Source organism: Paenibacillus xylaniclasticus (assembly GCF_004001065.1).
Taxonomy (GTDB): Bacteria; Bacillota; Bacilli; order Paenibacillales; family Paenibacillaceae; genus Paenibacillus_T; species Paenibacillus_T xylaniclasticus.
The window spans coordinates 221832-240725 of the sequence record NZ_BIML01000003.1; the positions used below are offsets into that span (position 1 = coordinate 221832).

The following is an 18894-nucleotide window of genomic DNA, read 5'->3' on the forward strand; positions in this document are numbered from 1 at the left end:
AGCATTAATCATGTCGAGGAGCTGCTGTCGATTGCCGGACAATAAGTTCAACGTCTTCAACGAGTACCCGCGGAGACTGCTCCGGATTCTCAATCAGCTCGATCAGCTGTTGAATCACTTTCGAGCCAATCGATACGATATTCTGATTGACCGTCGTTAATCCCGGCTTCACGATAGAAGCAATGGCCGTATTGTCAAATCCGACGACCGATATGTCGGCCGGCACGTTAAACCCTGCGTCAGCAGCCGCATTCATGACACCAATTGCCATTACGTCTGATGTACAGACGACAGCCGTCGGACGATCGGGCAGCTTCAACAAATTTTGCATCGCTCCATAGCCGCCTTCAATATCGAAGTTGCAAATCTCGACATAATTAGAATAATACTCTAGGCCGAATTCGCGCAATCCCTGTTGATAACCCTCGAACCGTGTCCTGCCTGCGACATAGCCCAAGTAGCCCGATACGAACGCGATTTTCCGATGACCGAGCTCATATAAATGCTTCATCACCTGCAAAATCCCGTTCTGATTGTCGGCAGTGATATAGCCGGCCCGGCGGCCGATCAGATCAGTATCGACGAACATCGTTGGCAGCTCGGCCTCCACTAAATCAACGCCGATCTGATGATCCTTACCAACGCCGAACACGACCATTCCGTCCACGTTACGGCTCGAGCAGTGTCTAACGACGGAATAATCCGGATTGTTGAAGTCCGCTGTCAAATGGAGCAGATCATACCCGCTTGTTTCCAGCGCTTTCTGCATGCCAGTCATCAATTCAGAGACGAACGGGTTCGTCATAATGTTGTGCAGCAGAATGCCGATTGTCCAGGAACGCTTCTTCACAAGCCCTCTGGCTACTACATTCGGCTCATACCGCAGTATACGAATTGATTCGTTTACTTTCTTCCTCGTCTTCTCGCTTACGTCTGAATAATTGTTAATGACTTTCGATACGGTCGTAACCGACACACCCGCATGCTTGGCAACATCCGTAATTGATGCCACAGCCATCACCTCATCATCTCATCGAATCTATCTGTTTAACGCAGTGCTTGTCGCAGCCGGATGAATGCCGCCAGCTCAAAAGGGCCGTCATGTTGACGACCCTTTATCATTTCCTTATTTTACACTAAAATCTATCCACATTAGTATACCATTGCGTTTTTACCTGCGGCAACGACATCTCATTAAATAGTCAACCGATCATTTGGCTTATGACGAGCGCCGCTGCGCCTGCGGCGACGGACGATAAAAGATTGACGGCATCGTTATTCAGCCATCGGAAGCCGCGAATAACTGAAGCAGGGCGTCCGCAATGCAAAGCTCGCTCTGTTTCTTTCATGCATACCTCACAGCGATACATAACCTGCACTGCAGCTCCTAAATAAGAGTCAACAAAAGCGCCGAGCATTCCACCGAGCAGCGCCGTCACAACAATCGTTCCGATGACCGCACCTGCCGCTCCTTCCTCGGACCAAGCACCGGGAATGAGCGCTGCGCATCCAGCAAATATACCGATAGTCAGTGCGCCTGCGGCAGCTGCTCCACTACCGGCCGCAGTAATGCCGCCGCTCGTACCGGCCGGTACACGCTTGCCCGTACGTATCGAGATCGGCAGCACCCGGCTTAACGATCCGAGCTCGGTCGCCCAAGTGTCAGCATTGACGGCTGCCATTACGCCAATGAATGCATACAGCCATCCATTATGCGGCCAAATAGCATTCGCTGCGCACAGCGCCAAGCCGACACCGCCATTGGCCCATACTTGACCGGCATCGCGTGCCCCGGTCTTCTCATAGAGCAGCTCCGCCTCCGCTTTACGGCGATGCTTCCTCTTCCAGCGTGAGAGCATCGAAGAGGTCGTAAAAAAAACGAGTAACGAGCCGAACCAGAGCAGCCCTCCAAGCGCCGTATAGCCCGTACCCATAATGGCTGCCGATACAGCTCCTTGCCGCGTTAACGAGCTCGAACGGACGGCCGTCGCTGCAATGGTTATGCCGCCTGCAGCCCCGATCACCGCTCTCACCCACAGCCCCTCTGCTCCTCCGAACAGCCATGCTATCGATTGCAGCCAATTGTACAACTCGCCCCACATAGTCATCGCCTAGCCTCTTATATGATGATGATGGCAAAATTACTTGTTCAAGGACAGCACCGCTTCCCGCCATCGGTCAGGATAATTCGTACATATCATGACATCAGGATCTAATGCTGCATACTTCTTAATCGTTCTTACATCGTTAAGCGTCCAAAGCATCGTCGTTATGCCCGCTTCCTTAAGCGCTTTAATCCGTTTGGGCGTCGCATGCGGATAGCCGAGTGATAAGAAATCAGCCTTCCACCCCTTCAGCTCCGATATTAAAGACTCCCGCCAGCCATCAATGATTAGACCGATCGACACCTCGGATGACTGTTCACGCGCTTCACGAAGCGTCGGCGGATGAAAGGAGGTCAGTACAATATCATGCTGAAGACCATACTTATACACCAACTTCAGCACCTCACCAGCCAATCCGGCATACCTTCCGTCCGTCTTCAGCTCGATATTCAGACGGCATCGACCGCAGGTTTGCGACAGCACCTGCTCCAGCGTCGGCACCGGCTCCCCCCGGTAGGACTCGTCGAACCAACTTCCTGCATCCAGCTTCTGCAGCTGCTGCGCCGTATGCGCCCTTACTTCGCCGAAACCGTTCGTCGTACGCCCAAGAATATAATCGTGAATGACTACCGGCACGTTATCCTTCGACAGCTGCACATCGATTTCCGTCCAGAACAAATCTGGCTCGCGCATGGCCAGTTGAATCGCCGCCAGCGTATTCTCCGGGGCCTTGCCTGACCAGCCTCTGTGAGCGACACATGGGTTTCTCACAGCCTCACTCCCTTTGCCGTAGCATTATTGCGCTGAAACTTTACCGTCTCGATCAACCTTCGCACCGATAGATATACGGGACAAATAGTCCGTTATATCCGCAGCCTTGGCCGAATCAGCGGGCGCTGGCCTTGATTGCACTGCGACCATCGGATGGAATGTAAGGCTGCATTCCCCGCTCTTCGTGCATACAGCATCTAGTACGCCAGTATCTTTCGTCCGCGGCGTCGAGGTTACATTAAATATAAAGTTGCCCAAGCTATAGGCGATCCATTTGCCTTTATAAAGCTCGAAGCCTTGAAGCACATGCGGATGGCTGCCAATAATTAGATCAGCCCCTGCATCGATCAACACCTTGCCCAAGCTGGTTTGTTCCTTGACCGGATTCTCCGCCCGCTCAACGCCCCAGTGCACGAGAACGACGACAAGATCAGCCTGCTCCTTCGCCTTCTCGATGGCTGCAACTGCACGTCTCGAATCATACCCTTCAGCCAAGCCCGGATGATTCTTATCCGCTTTCCATTCCGTAACAGGCAGTACGCGGCTAATGCCTAAGTAAGCAACCTTAATCCCATTCGCTTCGAGAATGACAGGGGCATACGCTTCTGTGTCGTTGCTGCCGCCGCCAACGCTCGGTACACCTGCCTCAGCCAAGTGCGAAATTGTATCGAGCAGCCCCTCGGTTCCTTGATCGAGCGTATGGTTATTTGCTACCGACACGACATCGAAGCCCGCATCTTTCAGCGGAGGAAGCAGATCAGGTGCCCCTTTAAAAACATATTGTTTATTAGTCGCCGGTGTGCCGCGTGTCGTAATCGGATTTTCCAAATTACCTGCTGTCAAATCAGCCGCGGTCAAATAGTCGATTGCTCCCGAGAACGGAAACTCAAGCCCGTAGCTCCGCATCGTCTTCTCCACAGATGAGCCCAGCATAATATCGCCGACGAATGCCAGCTTTACTGTCTCGCCGGAAGAGTCGCCTCCATTAAGTTCCGATGGCGTTGTACCCTCGCTGTCCTCCTGCAATTCACCCGTAATCGGTGACAATGAGACGCCGCCTACCCGGCTCGACTGATCTTCAGCCTCTTCTGTCGATGTATGGCTGTCTTCTGTCTCAGATTCGCCGACAGGCTCTAATTCATCCTCTTCATTCGGCGTACCCGCAGCTGGCGTGTCTGCACCAGATGATTCTAAGTTCTTATGAGGCCCATTCGCGTCCAATGTTTCGCTCTGCCGCTTCGATTCGGAAGCGGAATCAGAAGGGAACAGAGTAGACCAGAAAACGGCTCCTAATATTAAAATTACAGCTAGCATTGCTAGATTCATAATCGCTAATCTTCGAACACGGCGTTGCTTGCGCTTCTTGTTCTGCTGATGCGTTTCTGAGCGCGATACGTACATAATTGAATAACCTCCGATAAATACTAAGAACTACTAACACAAGTAACGCAAGCCTTATAGTACTTACCTATCAATACAAGCTATTAACCTCTGGACAAGATCTTGACACGAATAGATTTCAAGCTAGCAGACCTTCTCATTATACCAGCAATTGGAGTGTCCATGAAGGTTCATATCACATGAAACAAAAAGCGGAGATCGGCAATCGACCGGTCTTGTATCAGACACGGTCCTCACTTGCCAATCTCCGCTATATACGTTATAACTTATCGTTATTCGCCGTGAAGCTTACCGGCAGCCTCTATAACTGAGTCCGCCAGCACCTCCATATAGTAGGGATCACTGTTCAGCATCCTCGTCCGCTCCATCGACATCCCAATCTCGCTAGTGAATGCCTTCGCTTCGATATCAAGATCGTACAGCACCTCGAGATGATCGGATACGAAGCCGATCGGCGCGACAAGCGCCGCTTCATAGCCTGACTCGCGTAGTGTACGGAGCGTATCGAGCACGTCTGGTCCGAGCCACGGCTCCCGGGTGCGTCCCGCGCTCTGCCATGTGAATTGCCAATCCGTCACACCGGCCGCCGCTGCAACCGCAGCAGCCGTCTCTAGCAGCTGACGTTCATAAGGATCATTCATTTCACGAATTTTCTCTGGCAGGCTATGTGCGCTGAACAGCACCTTCATCCGTCCGTCGAAAGCTTCACCATGTTCCTTCTTCGCCGTAACCGCCAGCTTGTTCAAGCCGTCCTTCACACGCTCTGTCAACGCTTCAATCAGCTTCGGATGAAGGTGGTACGAATCGACGCAGGACATCTTAATCCCAAGCTCAGCCGCCTTCTCCTTCGCTCGTTTATTGTAAGAGCCGACGCTCATAACAGAGTAATGCGGTGCCAATACGATGCTCACCGCCTCCGTAATGCCGTCGTCCGCCATGCGCTGTACGCCGTCCTCAATGAAAGGCTGCGCATGCTTCAAGCCTTGATAGCATGCATATCGGCCTGGAGCAAGCTGCTCCAGCTTGTCCTGCAGCGAAGCGACCTGATGATTCGTATTCTCGCGAAGCGGAAATACGCCGCCGACAATTGCTTCGTAACGGTCACGCAGCTCCTTCAGCTGCTCCGGCGTTGGTGGGTGACCGCGGCGAATATGCGTATAATAAGCTTCCACATCATCCATACTTTGCGGTGTTCCGTAGGACATAACGAGTACGCCGATTTTGTTAGACATGACTGTTCGCTCCTTCTGCTTTGCCCGCTGCAATTGCCTCTGATGAATACCGGTGGATGAACGCCGTCAGCTCCTTCAGTTTGTCCAGCGACGCTTCCGGGAACAGCCCGTGTCCGAGGTTGAACACAAAGCCCGGCTGCTCAATGCCTTGATCGATAATCGTCTTCGCATGCGCCTCGATGACATGCTGCGGCGCTGTCAGCACGACCGGGTCAAGATTACCCTGTACGGCGAACCGACCGCCTAGACGACGTCTGCCTTCCGGAATCGATACGCGCCAGTCCAGCCCGATCACGTTAGCCTTTAGGTCATGCAGCTCCGTTAGCAGCTCTCCGGACGCGACGCCCGGGAAGTAAATTTTCGGCTGTGGCAAATCGGACAGCTCTGCAAAGATGCGCTCGATTGTCGGCAGCACGAAGGTACGGAAGTCGTGCGGCGCAAGCGCGCCCACCCAGCTGTCAAACAATTGAAACGCCTTGCCGCCCGCAGCCATATGGGCACGCAAATAAGCGATGACCATATCGCCGAGCTTGTACATCAGCTTGTGCCATACTTCCGGTTCGCTATACATTAGCGCTTTCGTACGTAAATAATTTTTGGACGGACGGCCTTCGATCAAATAGCTAGCTATCGTAAAAGGAGCGCCAGCGAATGTAATAAGCGGCACTTCCAGCTCGCGGTCGAGAATCCGGATCGTCTCCAGCACATGGCCTAGATCTCCCTCCACATCAATCGGCTTGAGCCGTTCGACATCCGCTGCGGAGCGGATCGGATTCGCGATAACCGGCCCGACATTCGCTACAATATCAAAATCGATGCCGATTGATGCCACCGGATTCATGATATCGGAATACAAAATAGCCGCATCGACGCCAAGCTTTCGTACTGGCATCATCGTGACTTCCGCAGCAAGCTCCGGCTGCTGGCAAATTTCGAGCAGCGAATATTTTTCTTTAATTTTCCGGTAATCGGGGTCGTAACGTCCTGCCTGACGCATGTACCATACAGGCACACGATCAACGGGCTCCTTGCGAGCAGCCCGAATAAATCGGTCGTTGTAGCTCATTTCCGTTCCCCATTTCTACTGATTTCCCTTCGTTTCCATTATGCCCGTTTTGGATGGAGCTAACAACTAGCCCGTTTCGACTTTCGTTGACAATAGTTTGACAATCCTATGAAGGGCACCTTCATCTGTGAACGTTCGTTGTCGTTTCTATAAAACTCGCAGCAGCTCACCTAATTTCGGACCATCAAGCTTTTGCTTCCCCCTTGTCGAATTATGCTATACTGGGTAAACATACAACTTAAGCGGAATGCTTTACCATATACCGTATTACCGTTCAAGCTAACGTCAAGTCAGACAGGGGGTTATCATCTTGGAGCGATGGAAAATAAACTTGGCCGTCCTCTGGGTCGGTCAATTTCTCGTTAATGGCAGCATGACGATGATTATCCCTTTTCTGTCTCTTTATTTGCAGAGTGATCTCGGCGTTCAGGGCGAGCATAACATCTCGTTATGGACAAGCGTCATATTTGCCGCCAACTTTATTACTTCGTTTCTATTCCAGCCGTTATGGGGCAAGCTGTCGGACCGGTATGGGCGCAAGCCGATGCTGCTTCGCTCCGGCTTCGGCATGGCGTTCGTCATGGTGCTGATGGGCTTCGCGGCCTCTCCCTGGCAGCTGCTGCTGCTGCGGATGCTTAACGGGACGATCTCGGGCTTTAATCCGGCGTCTGTCTCGCTCATCTCCTCGAATACGCCGAAGGAACGAATGGGCTTCGCAATGGGTACGCTTCAGTCTGGCGGCATCGCTGGTACAATTCTCGGCCCTTTCTTTGGCGGTCTGCTCGCTGATGCGGTCGGCTTCCGTCCGATTTTCTATTTGACCGGTGCTTTGTTGTTTCTTGCCTCGGTGCTATCGATGATTATTGTCAAAGAAAAATTCGATAAACAAGCCGCAGCAGCCAAACCGCAAATGTCCGTAACGGAAGGACTGCGCAGACTAAGCCGCGTTCCTCAAATCCCAGCGCTTCTGGCCGCAACGTTCCTGATTCAATTCGCGATGATGAGTCCGATGTCACTTATACCGCTGTACGTACAGCGGCTGCACGGCACACCGGAAAACCTTGCGTTCTACGCCGGCTTCGTCAACTCGGTAACCGGCTTGTCCAACATGATCGCCTCGCCGCTGCTTGGCAGACTAAGCGATAAGGTCGGCGGCGAGAAAGTGCTGTTCGTCTCACTTATCGGCGCCGCTGTCGCATTCATCCCTCAGGCGATGGTCCATACGGTATGGCAGCTGCTGCTTTGCCGTTTTGCGCTCGGTATATTCCTCGGCGGACTCGTGCCGTCGGTCAACGCGCTCTTACGCAAGTATGCACCGGAGGGCATGTCGACACGGGCGTTCAGCTTCAACAGCAGCACGCTCGGCCTAGGCAACATGGTAGGCCCGATTACGGGCGGCGTGCTGTCCGCTTGGACCGGCATCGAAGGGCTGTTCCTTCTGTCAGCTGCGCTCATGTTCACGAACGCGGTATGGGTGTACCAGAGCCTGCTTCGCCGCAAGCACATCCAGGCTCAGAATGGAGTTTAACATTCTCCCGCACATAGGGCAGCTTTGCGTTAACGTACCTGTTCTGGTTCGCTAACCGCTCGCCGTTCGCCTCACTGACATGCTAACGTATCAGTTCTCGTACGTTAGCGCCGCTCCAAACATTAAATAGGCTCACTTCACAGCAGCAAGTTTTATTGTCCCGTTGCTGTGAAGTAAGCCTATCCTCGAATACTGATGACTCTGTCGGCTGATTTGCTACTTCACAACCGCCAGTGCGAGCCCGTCGTACGCCGGCAGCATAGCGCCGATCAGCCGCTCGTCGCGCCCGATCGCTTCGTTGAAGGCGCGTATTGCCTGCACCGACGGACCGTTGCGCGTCTTGTCGATTGTTTTACCGCGCAGCAGTGTATTGTCCGCCGCAATGATGGCGCCAGGTCTAGCCAGCTTGATCGCCCATTCCAAATATTCCGGATAGCCGCCCTTATCTGCATCAATAAAGAAGAAGTCAAACTTCCGCCCTTCCTCTGCAAGCGCTGCAAGCGACAGCTTGGCATCTCCAAGACGGTACTCGACGATGCTGCCGAAGCCGGCCGCCTCCATGCTGGACCTAGCAACCTCGGCGAACTCCGGCTTAAGCTCCAGCGACACCAAAGAACCGCCTTGTGCCATTCCCCGTGCTATACAAATCCCGCTGTAGCCGCCGAGCGCGCCGATCTCCAGCGCATCCCGCACGCCTGAAGCCCGGACGAGCAGCGTCAGCAGACGGCCATAGCCCGGCTCAACTGAAATATCGGGCATATCGTGAGCCTCCAAACGCTCCCGAACGCGAACCCAATCCTCATCCACAGCAAACAACCCGTCCACATACGACTCCGGCGTCGGAGCTTCGTCAGAGCATCCCCCGTCCGCATTCGCACTAGTCGATCCCGCGCCGCCCGTATGTCCCGCATCGCTGTTCATTGCCCATCTTGCCAGTCTATCGTCTGTCATTGCCGTTCCTCCAACTCCCTGTTTGTACAGGTAACCTTTTTTATTCTATACTTGATTGTATGATTTTGACCGACGGCGCACAACTGTAAGAGCGGGACGCCGCTTAAGCTACGAAACGGGGATGACTATGACTGAACGTACAATTCAATTAATCGCTACGGCGCCGATGGGGCTGGAAGCGATTGTAGCACGTGAGCTGAAGGAGCTCGGCTACAACGAGATTCAAGTGGAGAACGGCAGAGTCACGTTTACCGGCACTCCTGCCGATATTTGCCGCACCAACATATGGCTAAGAACGGCCGATCGGGTGCTTGTGAAGATGGGCGAATTCGAGGCGACGACATTCGACGAGCTATTCGAGGGAACGAAAGCGCTCGATTGGCCGGACTGGATTCCAAGTAACGGAGAATTTCCGGTAGAAGGACGCTCACACAAATCGCAGCTGTCCAGCGTACCGGCATGCCAAAAGATCGTAAAGAAGGCTGTCGTCGAGAAAATGAAGGATCGTTATGGAACCGAATGGTTTCCAGAGGACGGCGCCCGCTTCGTCATTGAGGTGACGATGCTGAACGACCGCGCACTGCTTACGCTAGATACGACCGGTCCTGGTCTGCATAAGCGCGGTTATCGCAAGCTTGTAACGGAAGCGCCGCTAAAGGAAACGATGGCAGCAGCTATACTACAGCTTAGCCGCTGGGGCCCGCACCGTCCGCTGTACGATCCGTTCTGCGGCTCCGGTACGTTCCTCGTCGAAGCGGCGATGATCGGCTGGAACGTCGCGCCCGGTTTACGCCGCTCGTTCAACAGCGAGCATTGGCCGCTCGTGCCTAAGGAGCTGTGGGCTCAGGCGCGCGAGGAAGCATTCGATGCGGTGAAGGACGATATCCCACTCGATATTGCCGGCTCCGACATCGATCCGTCCGCTATCGAGGTCGCCGAAGCCGCTGTCAAGAGGGCAGGCTTCGCCAAAGAGATTAAGCTGCGGGTGCTCCCCGTCGCTAAGGCGCAACCACAAGGCTCGTACGGCGTCATTGTGACGAACCCGCCGTACGGTGAGCGTCTTCTCGACGAGAAGGAAGCGGAGAAAGCGATCAAGCAGCTCGGCTTCACCTACTTGATGCTTCAGAACTGGTCGTTGTTCGCGATCAGCTCGTCTAAGAGCTTCGAGCATCATTTTACAAGAAATGCGGACAAGCGGCGCAAGCTGTATAACGGGCGCATTGAATGTCAGCTGTATCAATACTTGGGCCCGCTGCCTCCAAGAAACTAATAAACGAAGCATGTTCAGGGAGAACGGTTATAGTCTCCCTGTTTTTTATTGTAATCCCTCATATTTATCCAATTGACTGTGGCCGCCTTGCATTATAAGGTCACTGGACTATAATGAAATAATGTTTATTAATCATGTGTAAAGAAAGAAGGCTTATCAAGGAATGGAAAGATCGTTGCAAAATGCGGCACGGCGCGGTTTGCAAGCATCAGCAGGACTGGCGATGCGTTTTATCGCCATTGACGTGATCGCTTTCTACGCCATCATGATCGTGAAGCTGGTCATGTTCGACCGTTATATCAACGTGAAAAATATGACGATGACGTTCGACGACGTCATTATCGGATTCGGCTCTCTGGCGCTTGCGTCGTTCTGGACGATGCTGTTGCCCAAGCGTGGAAGAATGATTGCCCTTCTGCTGCTGAATCTCGTTCTCACGTTCATCATATTCGCTGACTTGATCTATTACCGCTATTTTCAGGATTTGATCTCTGTTCCGGTGCTAACACAGGCTGGTCAAGTCGAATCGCTCGGAGACAGCATCTTCACGCTTCTGTATGGGGTAGACATATGGTTTTTTGTAGACTGGCCGTTCTATATCGTGCTGACGATACTCGGTCTCCGCAAGAAAAGCAAACCCGCTTCCGACATCGGATTAAGCTTTCATCGGCCGCGGATGCCTATGCTTCGACGAGTACTGTTCCGTATCTCGATGACGCTCATCATTTTCGCTGCCGGCGTTACGCTCGTGTTCGTACCGGTCAATATCGCCAAAAAAACATGGGCGGTCGGCTTATTCGTCGGCAACTGGTGGAACGTCTCGATCTATAACGTGACCGGCGTTCTCGGATTCCACGGCTATGACGTATACCGTTATGCGAACCAGCACTGGATTCATAAAGCAATTGCGACCGAGGACCAAATCAACGAGTCTGAGCAATGGTTCAAGGAGCGCGGCGACGTCCGGCGCGCATTGGAAGCCGATTCGAGTTTCGGTAAATACAAGGGCAGCAATGTGGTTATGGTACAGGGCGAGGCATTCATGAATTTCGTCATTGGAAGCTCAATCGGCGGTCAGGAAATTACACCGAACTTGAATGCGTTAATTAAAGAAAGCGCCTATTTCGACAATTTCTCTCACCAGACGTCGCAAGGCCGTACGTCGGACGCCGACTTCGCTGTCCAATGCTCTCTGCAGCCACAGCCGAGTGGGTCCGTCTTTATTCAGTATGCGCACAACGATTTTGACTGTACACCGGCAGTGCTCAAGGCAGCAGGCTACTCGACCTCGGTATTCCATGCCTACGATGCCGGCTTCTGGAATCGCAATACGATGTACCATCGGATGAAATATGATACGTTCTACAGCCGGACTCGCTTCGCGAACGACGAGCCGCTCGGCTGGTCAATTGGCGACAGCTCGTTCTTCCGGCAATCGGCCGATGTAATCGGGGAGCAGAAGCAGCCGTTCTACTCGTTCCTCATTACGCTGTCGAGCCATCATCCATATTCCTTGCCGGAGAGCTATCAGAAGCTGGACGTTGGCTCATTCAAAGGCTCTATATTCGGCAACTATTTGCAGGCGGTTCATTACGTCGACGAAGCACTTGGCCAATTTATCGCGAAGCTAAAAGAAGAAGGCGTATGGGATAACACGATCTTCCTGTTCTACGGCGACCACGATAACTCTATCCGAGATTGGGCGCCGTTCGAGCAGCTAATCGGTCATACGATGAATGAAATCGAGCGCCAGCAAGTGCTTCACGAGGTACCGTTCATCGTCCATCTGCCGGACGGCGGCCATGCAGGCACCTACCATAACGTAGGAGGCCAGCTCGACGTCTCGCCAACGATTATGCATCTGCTCGGCATATCCAGCGCCGATCTGCATCAGGTCGGTACGCCGCTCATTGTGGACGAACCGCTCGAAGGCAATCAAGTCGTCTATCGCAGCGGAGCATTCACGGACGGCACCGTATTCTATATGGCTCCGACTGACGGTATTCTGGAGCACGGCACATGCTACGACGCTAACACCGGCGGCACAATCGATATATCCGGCTGCCTCGACGGTGCGAAGGAAGCTCACGAGGAGCTAAGCATTTCCGACCAGACCGTAGCGTACAACATTATCGGCCGTCTGAACGAACGAAGCGCAGCGGCGGTCAATAGCGCAAGCACTGATCCCGCTGCTGGTGCCGATACTACGAACTAACGCCACCTAGCTGTAAGCTGCTCACCAGCATAACTAATAACGAAGGCCCCTTATTCATTCCCAACGGAATGAATAAGGGGCCTTCGTGTTCTTCTGTTAAGGCTTAATATATTGCTTTGCCTTCTCGATCGCTTCGTCTTCCGTCGCCGCTTTCAAATACCGGCCATTAATATAAATAAACGGATACTTCGCGCAAGGGCCACAGTAGGACTTGCAGCCCACTTTAATTTCCGATTCGGGAACGAGCTTTGCCAGCTTCGGCAGCATCGTCTTTACGCGGATATGTTTGCATTTGTCGCAGATGCGAATATCGTTAGGCATAATGTTCTGTGCCCGCGCGATTAATGATCGCCGTGATTGCCCCGCGAAGGATTCGACAAAACGAAGCCCTCTTGCGGCACATAGAAGTAATCGACGCGCACGCCGTCAAGGAAATCGACGCCCTTCTCCAGAATGACATCGATGCCGGAATCCGTCGAGACGACAACATCGTTATCCCCCGGCGTACCGATCGACATGCCGTAGTGGGCATGATCGCCATGCGCGTGCGTCACATGAATGCGAAGCAGCTTGCCTTCATTCTCCGGCTTGTCCAGCTCTGTACGGAGCACTTTAGCTGCCGCTCGCGATATTTTGCATTTCATTGTTATCCGCTCCTTCAAATCTAGGTTCGTGACGATTATTAAGCTCGTTTATCTTAACTATTGTATAGAATGCACCGCATATGTCAACCCATAAACTGCAGCGCTGCTGCCGGTATTTGCCGTTTATCAACGGATGCCGTACTTATGCTCCATCCAGCTAGCGAACCCACCAGCAGCCAGCAGCGTAACGGCAATGTCGTCGATCGGGAGGAACGGGATCGGGAGCACGTCCGGCAGCACCCAATACAGGCCGACAGGAATAATAAAAATAAGCTTGTCACGAAGCGCAATACGCGGCTCTTTCAGCAGACGGTAGACCCGAATGAGCGTCCCCTTCCAGCGGCGGAGCGACAGCCATTTGCTCATGCCGTTCTCCTCCTCTTCCAATTCTGTATACACACAGTATACCACGCGAGCAAAGGCCGCTAAACCTGTTGTTCAGCGGCCTTTGCTCCTTTATCAGCTACAGCCGCCAGCTCATCGCCTCCAGCAGCAGCTTGGCAATCTCATCATACATGTCATCGAACTGACTAAGCGGCAGCGGATTGACGCCGATCCCCGCTTCTATCGTAAAGCCTGGCTTCCGATAGGTATGGATGAACCAATCCTTGTAGCCGGCATCGCTGCCGCTCAGCTTCACGGGACGATAACCGCTCACTTGGCCGAGCTTGGCGGCCAGCCATTCCGACTGCTCCGGTTCATATCCCCGATAATTCCAATATATTTCTTGCCCTTGCGTATGGAAAGCAAGCACCAGCTCAAACGGCAGCTCGTTCGTGAAGGCAGCCATCGCTGCAGCCTCCGGCTCGCTAAGCGGCTTCGGGCCGGGATAATCGCGCGGCCCAGGTCCAGGCGTTCCCCTTCGGCGGCACTCCTCCTCCCAGAAGGCAGGAAATTGATCGTTCAAGTCGACGCCTCTCACATTAGCCTTCCAACGATTAAACCGAAACGAGCCCCGGTTCATCGCCAGTAGCTGATCGTACAACGGGTGACCGGTATGCAGCCCTTCCTGCACCAGCTCTACGCCGTCGGGATTCACCATAGGCACGAGCCAGAGCGACACCTCGCTTAGCAGCTGCTTCATATCGTTCCCCCGCCATATGCAGCCCGACTCATAAGCTTCGGCGGCATCCTCAACGAATGTCATCAACAGCGCGCTCGTAATCCACTCATTCGCGTGGAACGAGCCGTTGGCATGGATGCACCGCGCCCCTTTGCCCAGCTTCAGCGCTATAATGGGCTTGCCGAGTACGCTTTGCCCAATGATGGTCGTCTCGACTAAGTCACCATACTTGCTCTGCAGCAGCCGGCAGTCTCTTGCTACTTCCTCGGGTCCATATTCCGCCCTTGCATCGACAATACGATTCGGCGGACCGGCTGGAATACGCAGCAGCGTACCTGTTGTCCAACCGCCGGCGGGAATGCCTTTGTTAGACGCTTCGATCGCGGAAGCCGCTACGCCGAACAGCTCCGACAGCCTCTCCAGTGAATCGCCTTCCTGCAGCGTATACCAGACGTCGGAGGCAGATGGTATTCGCAGCACGATGCCGGGCGGGATCGGTTCCCCTTCCGTCAGACGCGGATTGCAGGCCAGCACAGATGCAGCGGATATGCCGAAATGCCGTGCAATACGAAGCAGCGTATCTCCAGGTCGAGCCGTATAAGAAAGCACGGGATTTCCTCCCTTCACGTTCAATCGGTTATCATACAGGTTTATCCGTACATGTTATTCATTACAGGGATCGCTCATGCAGCGAACATGAAAGTGCTATCCTCCGAATGATGACATGAACACAAAAAGGGCATGCAGCGGCATACCGTCCTTCGGCTGCCTTACTGCTGCCCTTTTACAATTTCATCTTAACCAATATGGGATATCTGCCAGACGACAGGCGTCAGTTCGATCTGCTCACCCAGCCATTGCTGAGCAATGGCTTTGAACACAGCCGGCTGCCCGCTGCAAAAAAAACGATGAACCGGCATACGCTCCGTTACCGCCAGCTTCCCATGCATCTTCAGAACGCTGCGGATTTCTCTTGCCGTCTCTTCAGCCGAATTAATAAGCGCTACCTTGGGACCCATCACTTCACTGATTGCTTCCGCCAGAAACGGATAATGCGTGCAGCCTAGAATGAGACAATCAAGCTCGAGCGGATATTCCCGCAGATGGAGGAGCGAGGAGCGGACAGCCTCATAGGTCTCCTCCGAGCGGAAGTTACCCTGTTCAACCAGCGGAACGAATGTGGGACACGCTTGACTTATAACGTGCACATTCGGCGACAGCTGCATCAATGCCATTTCATAAGCTCTGCTTTTGATCGTGCCTTCGGTGCCGATAACGCCGACGACTCCGGTTCTCGTCCTTCCGAGTGCCGCACGCGCACCAGGATAAATCACACCGACGACAGGGACTCTTACCTGCTTCTTAATGGGTTCCAGCGCGACTGCAGTTGCAGTATTGCAAGCGATAACGATCATTTTCGGCTCGTATTGCACTAAATAATCAACAATCTCTTCCGTAAAGCGAATGATCTCACCGGCCGGCCTTGGTCCGTATGGCGTGCGAGCGGTATCGCCGAAGTAGACAATCCGCTCCTTGGGGAGCTGTCTCATAACTTCCTTGGCAACCGTTAGTCCGCCAACCCCGGAATCTAATATTGCAATCGGCTGCTGCACATCCACACCGCTTTCTGTTCAACAATTATCCAGGCTTCAATAACATATGAAACTCCGCTATGAAATGTACCTATATTGTCATTGGCGATCTATCTTTAGTCATATACGAAAAAAAAGGGGCGGTCCGTCAGTCAGTTTTCACTAACCTTCTGGAAACAACCCCTTCAATACCGCTTACTTATAGTTAGTAGCCGATCGGCTGTAGAGCTGAAGAAGAAGTCTGCGCCTCTTCAATCTGCTCTGTCTCCGGTTCCAATTCGGAAAGTGCGGTCACAGAATCGGCCTCTTGCTCAGACGACTCGATGCCGGCTGTCAGTGTGCTGACAATCGCTTCCTCCAGTTCCTCCTTCACATCCGATCCGCCGCGCCACGATTTAATATTCGTGATGACGTTCGATGCTGCCTGTTTGGCGCGTTCTGCTGCATCTGATGCACCGTCTCCGACTTGCTTCGCCAGACGCACCGTCGTGTCACTTACCTTCTGTGCGCTGTCCGCGATATCGCTGCGCAGCTCTTTACCAGACTTCGGCGCGAACAACAGTGCCGTTATCGAACCGACAACCGCCCCTGCCAATGCCCCGAGCAAAAAGCCTTTCGTACTTGTCGATTTTGCCATTATGAATCGCTCCCTCCACGTTTATCGTACCCATCGTCCTCCCCGGAGCATGCAGACTTTTTCGCGATTTTGTCACGAACGGACTGCCACAGCTGCCAAGCCGTCATGCCGACCTCCGCCCAATCGAGCGCTTCATCTAACCCGCGAAGCTTCTTGTTCTCGATTCGCTCCGCCTGCTGCCGGGCTTTGTTCGATAATGCCGCTGTCATCGAATTGACAGCCGCCGATGCGTTCTCGACCGATTCACCGAGCAGCGACGCCGCTTGGAATAATCCACTTACGGCTCTTAGCTGAGCACTAATCAGCTCCAGCGTCTCATCAGCCCGCTCGGACGTCTTCTGCAGCTTTATCAACAGTGCTCTTACATCCTGCTCCAGCCGCTCCGATGACAGCTGTATCAGCACGACTCGGCTGACGATCGTTCTTAGCCCAATAAGCAGGCCGGCCGTCAGCGCGGCGAATATGACAGTAACGGCAACGATGCACCCTATCGTAATCATGACCTTTCGCTCCTTTCCTGCATCGTCCCTCCGGTGAAATAGACGAATGCCTATTGTGTAGTGACAGTATAAGCACATTGGGCTCGTCTCGACACTACGAATTGACAGGAGATGACAAAAAAAGAACACCGCATGTCCGCTCTGGACAATACGATGTTCCCTGTGACGCATCTTATAATGACTTAAAATCATTTACGATCATTAGCTCTTGTCCGCTGCAGGTCCAATGACGTACGTACACTTACCCCCGCCCTTAGCGAGACATTCTGTACGCTCTACCTTCGCCTGCAGTAAGTCTGCGAACAGCTGCAGCTCGCAAGCGCACGCCTGCTGGTAAGGCTTCGCTACTTGTGCAATCGGACAGTTATACTCATGCAGACGGTAGCTATTGTCGCTCTCCAGCTGCTCTACCTCCACCATATAGCCACCGGCGTTCTGAATAGCTGCCAGCTCGTAGACGCGGCCCTCCAGCTCCTTGCCTTCCATCCGCGGAGCATATCGCTCCAGCAGCTTACGCTTGCGGCTTGCGAACAGCTTATCGATTAATGGAGCCGTCTCTTCATCCGACGACAGCTCGTCGAGCATTTCGAGCGTTAGGCCTTGATAATTTTTCGGAAACAATTCCTCAGATGCAGCCGTCAGCGCGTACATATGCTTCGGTCTTCCGGCGCCCCGCACGACGGACGATTGCTCAATATACCCGTCCTGCTCCAGCGCATACAAATGCCGGCGCACGCCCATCTCCGTTAACCCAAGGCTAGACGCCAGTTCCCCGGCACTCTGAGCTCCCCTTGTCTTCAGCAGTCCGATAACCGTCTGCCTCGTCGACCGTTCGCTGCGAAGTGGGGGATGGCCGATTTCGTCCCTGCGTTCGCTTCGTTTCATCCTCCCACCGCCTCTCCTGCTTTTACGACATTGTAACCGATTTTACTGCTTTCGTAAATTTGCTTTGTATGGATGCTCGGCGCTTGTCTGCCAAAAAGCCTGCTGCCGGCGCACCGGCAGCAGGCTTCTACATTCATTCTAGCGCAGTTCCCGCTCCAAATATTGCTCGACTGCAGACTTGAACCCAGTCAGCAGCTCCGGCAGCTTAGGCGACAGCGGATGAAGCTCCGCACGCGGCCATTCATAATAATATTGGACCAGCGGCTTGCGCAGCTTTACGAGCTCCGATAACGGCCCGCTCATCGTATCCGGCAGCACGTTCTCTTCGGCAATAATGTCGACGAGATCCTCGTAACTGCTTGCATCCCTCATAATAAACCCGTCAATAAGAAAGCTGCCGACATCCGTCACCGTCTCGATGGCGAGATGAAGCGCCCTCTCCTGCGCCATTCCTTCCAGCAGCGATCCGCTCCAACGGCTGACCAGAATGGTCAGCGTCTCCGCAATAGCTGGAATGGCCTCCAGCCGCTGCCGGATCTGATCTACGTTAACGTAATACATGCTGTTGCTGCTGCTCCTTTCTATAGCCGCACGGCGGCTTCTCTTTATTCCACGTCCTGGCTCGAACCCGAGCGACGTCCGCGGCGCTTAAGCCATGCGACCATAATAATGCTGCTAACAATTACGATGATCAAATACGTCATCAACTCGAATACGTCACCCATCGATATACGCTCCTTAGCTAACGAAGTCGACGCTAACCGACGCTTCGCGCGCTTGCGCCATATGCTCGATCACTTTTTTGTGAACTGGATGTACTTGGTAAGCCTCCAATGCTTCCAACGATTCGAATTTTGTAATGAGTGCAATGTCATACGAGCGCTCGGAATGAAGCACGTCCAATCCAACCTCCAAATGCTTCAGCTCCTCTATCTTTCCTTCCATATCACGAAGCACTTGTGCCGTGCGCTCAACGCTCTCAGGACTGCGGTCCTTCAGTTTAAACATGACGATGTGCGTTATCATTTGCTGTC

20 protein-coding genes are annotated in these 18894 nt (G+C 53.3%); 3 read left to right on the forward strand and 17 right to left on the reverse strand.

Annotated elements, in window-relative coordinates; genetic code table 11:
* Positions 1–4: 4 nt before the first annotated feature.
* The 6 genes from PXY01_RS04665 to hemE all read right to left on the reverse strand — a co-directional run bounded on the left by PXY01_RS04665 (position 5) and on the right by hemE (position 6575).
* Positions 5–1012, reverse strand: a complete 1008-nt coding sequence (locus tag PXY01_RS04665) for a LacI family DNA-binding transcriptional regulator (RefSeq protein WP_127567781.1) — start codon at positions 1010–1012, stop codon at positions 5–7.
* A gap of 190 nt (positions 1013–1202) precedes the next feature.
* Positions 1203–2108 (reverse strand): DUF92 domain-containing protein, encoded by a 906-nt coding sequence (locus PXY01_RS04670; protein WP_127567783.1) that lies wholly within the window; start codon positions 2106–2108, stop codon positions 1203–1205.
* Between the two features lie 33 nt (positions 2109–2141).
* Complete coding sequence (locus tag PXY01_RS04675) at positions 2142–2876, reverse strand: glycerophosphodiester phosphodiesterase (RefSeq protein WP_127567785.1); 735 nt, start codon at positions 2874–2876, stop codon at positions 2142–2144.
* Between the two features lie 24 nt (positions 2877–2900).
* Complete coding sequence (locus tag PXY01_RS04680; protein ID WP_127567787.1) at positions 2901–4277, reverse strand: CapA family protein; 1377 nt, start codon at positions 4275–4277, stop codon at positions 2901–2903.
* 272 nt (positions 4278–4549) lie between these two features.
* Entirely contained in the window at positions 4550–5509 is a 960-nt protein-coding gene (gene hemH, locus PXY01_RS04685; protein ID WP_127567789.1) for a ferrochelatase, read from the reverse strand.
* On the reverse strand, positions 5502–6575 hold the full coding sequence (gene hemE / locus PXY01_RS04690; RefSeq protein WP_127567791.1) for a uroporphyrinogen decarboxylase: 1074 nt from the start codon (positions 6573–6575) through the stop codon (positions 5502–5504). The genes hemH and hemE overlap by 8 nt, the downstream gene beginning before the upstream one ends.
* Before the next feature lie 310 nt (positions 6576–6885).
* Between hemE and PXY01_RS04695 the strand changes: the two genes are divergently transcribed.
* Positions 6886–8103 (forward strand): MFS transporter, encoded by a 1218-nt coding sequence (locus PXY01_RS04695; protein WP_127567793.1) that lies wholly within the window; start codon positions 6886–6888, stop codon positions 8101–8103.
* Between the two features lie 216 nt (positions 8104–8319).
* Here the strand turns inward: PXY01_RS04695 and PXY01_RS04700 are convergent, their stop codons facing one another.
* Positions 8320–9054: an O-methyltransferase gene (locus PXY01_RS04700; RefSeq protein WP_246027797.1), complete on the reverse strand. Its 735-nt coding sequence runs from the start codon at positions 9052–9054 to the stop codon at positions 8320–8322.
* Positions 9055–9181: 127 nt separating this feature from the next.
* Between PXY01_RS04700 and PXY01_RS04705 the strand changes: the two genes are divergently transcribed.
* Positions 9182–10324, forward strand: a complete 1143-nt coding sequence (locus PXY01_RS04705) for a THUMP domain-containing class I SAM-dependent RNA methyltransferase (protein ID WP_127567795.1) — start codon at positions 9182–9184, stop codon at positions 10322–10324.
* A 163-nt stretch (positions 10325–10487) separates the two neighbouring features.
* Positions 10488–12539: an LTA synthase family protein gene (locus tag PXY01_RS04710; RefSeq protein WP_127567797.1), complete on the forward strand. Its 2052-nt coding sequence runs from the start codon at positions 10488–10490 to the stop codon at positions 12537–12539.
* 96 nt (positions 12540–12635) lie between these two features.
* Here PXY01_RS04710 and PXY01_RS04715 read toward each other — a convergent pair whose 3' ends face one another.
* From PXY01_RS04715 to PXY01_RS04760, 10 genes are all read right to left on the reverse strand, one after another.
* The gene (locus tag PXY01_RS04715) at positions 12636–12860 is read right to left on the reverse strand and encodes a YuzB family protein (RefSeq protein ID WP_127567799.1); all 225 of its coding nucleotides are present in this window, start codon (positions 12858–12860) and stop codon (positions 12636–12638) included.
* A gap of 20 nt (positions 12861–12880) precedes the next feature.
* A complete protein-coding gene (locus tag PXY01_RS04720) occupies positions 12881–13183 on the reverse strand; it encodes an iron-sulfur cluster assembly accessory protein (protein ID WP_127567801.1) in 303 nt (100 codons plus the stop codon).
* Positions 13184–13309: 126 nt separating this feature from the next.
* Positions 13310–13549 (reverse strand): hypothetical protein, encoded by a 240-nt coding sequence (locus PXY01_RS04725; protein ID WP_127567803.1) that lies wholly within the window; start codon positions 13547–13549, stop codon positions 13310–13312.
* A gap of 97 nt (positions 13550–13646) precedes the next feature.
* Positions 13647–14855 carry a M14 family metallopeptidase gene (locus PXY01_RS04730; RefSeq protein WP_127567804.1) on the reverse strand — a complete coding sequence of 403 codons (1209 nt, stop codon included), beginning with the start codon at positions 14853–14855 and terminating at the stop codon, positions 13647–13649.
* A 188-nt stretch (positions 14856–15043) separates the two neighbouring features.
* The gene (gene racE, locus PXY01_RS04735; protein WP_127567806.1) at positions 15044–15859 is read right to left on the reverse strand and encodes a glutamate racemase; all 816 of its coding nucleotides are present in this window, start codon (positions 15857–15859) and stop codon (positions 15044–15046) included.
* Between the two features lie 184 nt (positions 15860–16043).
* A complete protein-coding gene (locus PXY01_RS04740) occupies positions 16044–16475 on the reverse strand; it encodes a YtxH domain-containing protein (protein ID WP_127567808.1) in 432 nt (143 codons plus the stop codon).
* The gene (locus PXY01_RS04745; protein ID WP_127567810.1) at positions 16475–16975 is read right to left on the reverse strand and encodes a DUF948 domain-containing protein; all 501 of its coding nucleotides are present in this window, start codon (positions 16973–16975) and stop codon (positions 16475–16477) included. The genes PXY01_RS04740 and PXY01_RS04745 overlap by 1 nt, the downstream gene beginning before the upstream one ends.
* A 201-nt stretch (positions 16976–17176) precedes the next feature.
* Complete coding sequence (locus PXY01_RS04750; RefSeq protein ID WP_127567812.1) at positions 17177–17860, reverse strand: helix-turn-helix transcriptional regulator; 684 nt, start codon at positions 17858–17860, stop codon at positions 17177–17179.
* Between the two features lie 138 nt (positions 17861–17998).
* A complete protein-coding gene (locus PXY01_RS04755) occupies positions 17999–18421 on the reverse strand; it encodes a DUF86 domain-containing protein (protein ID WP_127567814.1) in 423 nt (140 codons plus the stop codon).
* A 177-nt stretch (positions 18422–18598) separates the two neighbouring features.
* Positions 18599–18886: a Dabb family protein gene (locus tag PXY01_RS04760; RefSeq protein WP_127567816.1), complete on the reverse strand. Its 288-nt coding sequence runs from the start codon at positions 18884–18886 to the stop codon at positions 18599–18601.
* Positions 18887–18894 lie beyond the last annotated feature (8 nt).

Excerpts from the sequence above, each read along its gene's own strand:
- PXY01_RS04720 (WP_127567801.1), bottom strand. The coding sequence starts at position 13,183 with ATGAAATGCAAAATATCGCGAGCGGCAGCTAAAGTGCTCCGTACAGAG.
- PXY01_RS04700 (WP_246027797.1), bottom strand. The coding sequence starts at position 9,054 with ATGACAGACGATAGACTGGCAAGATGGGCAATGAACAGCGATGCGGGA.
- hemH (WP_127567789.1), bottom strand. The coding sequence starts at position 5,509 with ATGTCTAACAAAATCGGCGTACTCGTTATGTCCTACGGAACACCGCAA.
- PXY01_RS04680 (WP_127567787.1), bottom strand. The coding sequence starts at position 4,277 with ATGTACGTATCGCGCTCAGAAACGCATCAGCAGAACAAGAAGCGCAAG.
- PXY01_RS04705 (WP_127567795.1), top strand. The coding sequence starts at position 9,182 with ATGACTGAACGTACAATTCAATTAATCGCTACGGCGCCGATGGGGCTG.
- PXY01_RS04745 (WP_127567810.1), bottom strand. The coding sequence starts at position 16,975 with ATGATTACGATAGGGTGCATCGTTGCCGTTACTGTCATATTCGCCGCG.
- PXY01_RS04670 (WP_127567783.1), bottom strand. The coding sequence starts at position 2,108 with ATGACTATGTGGGGCGAGTTGTACAATTGGCTGCAATCGATAGCATGG.
- PXY01_RS04755 (WP_127567814.1), bottom strand. The coding sequence starts at position 18,421 with ATGTATTACGTTAACGTAGATCAGATCCGGCAGCGGCTGGAGGCCATT.
- PXY01_RS04740 (WP_127567808.1), bottom strand. The coding sequence starts at position 16,475 with ATGGCAAAATCGACAAGTACGAAAGGCTTTTTGCTCGGGGCATTGGCA.
- PXY01_RS04760 (WP_127567816.1), bottom strand. The coding sequence starts at position 18,886 with ATGATAACGCACATCGTCATGTTTAAACTGAAGGACCGCAGTCCTGAG.
- PXY01_RS04715 (WP_127567799.1), bottom strand. The coding sequence starts at position 12,860 with ATGCCTAACGATATTCGCATCTGCGACAAATGCAAACATATCCGCGTA.
- PXY01_RS04710 (WP_127567797.1), top strand. The coding sequence starts at position 10,488 with ATGGAAAGATCGTTGCAAAATGCGGCACGGCGCGGTTTGCAAGCATCA.
- PXY01_RS04750 (WP_127567812.1), bottom strand. The coding sequence starts at position 17,860 with ATGAAACGAAGCGAACGCAGGGACGAAATCGGCCATCCCCCACTTCGC.
- PXY01_RS04725 (WP_127567803.1), bottom strand. The coding sequence starts at position 13,549 with ATGAGCAAATGGCTGTCGCTCCGCCGCTGGAAGGGGACGCTCATTCGG.
- hemE (WP_127567791.1), bottom strand. The coding sequence starts at position 6,575 with ATGAGCTACAACGACCGATTTATTCGGGCTGCTCGCAAGGAGCCCGTT.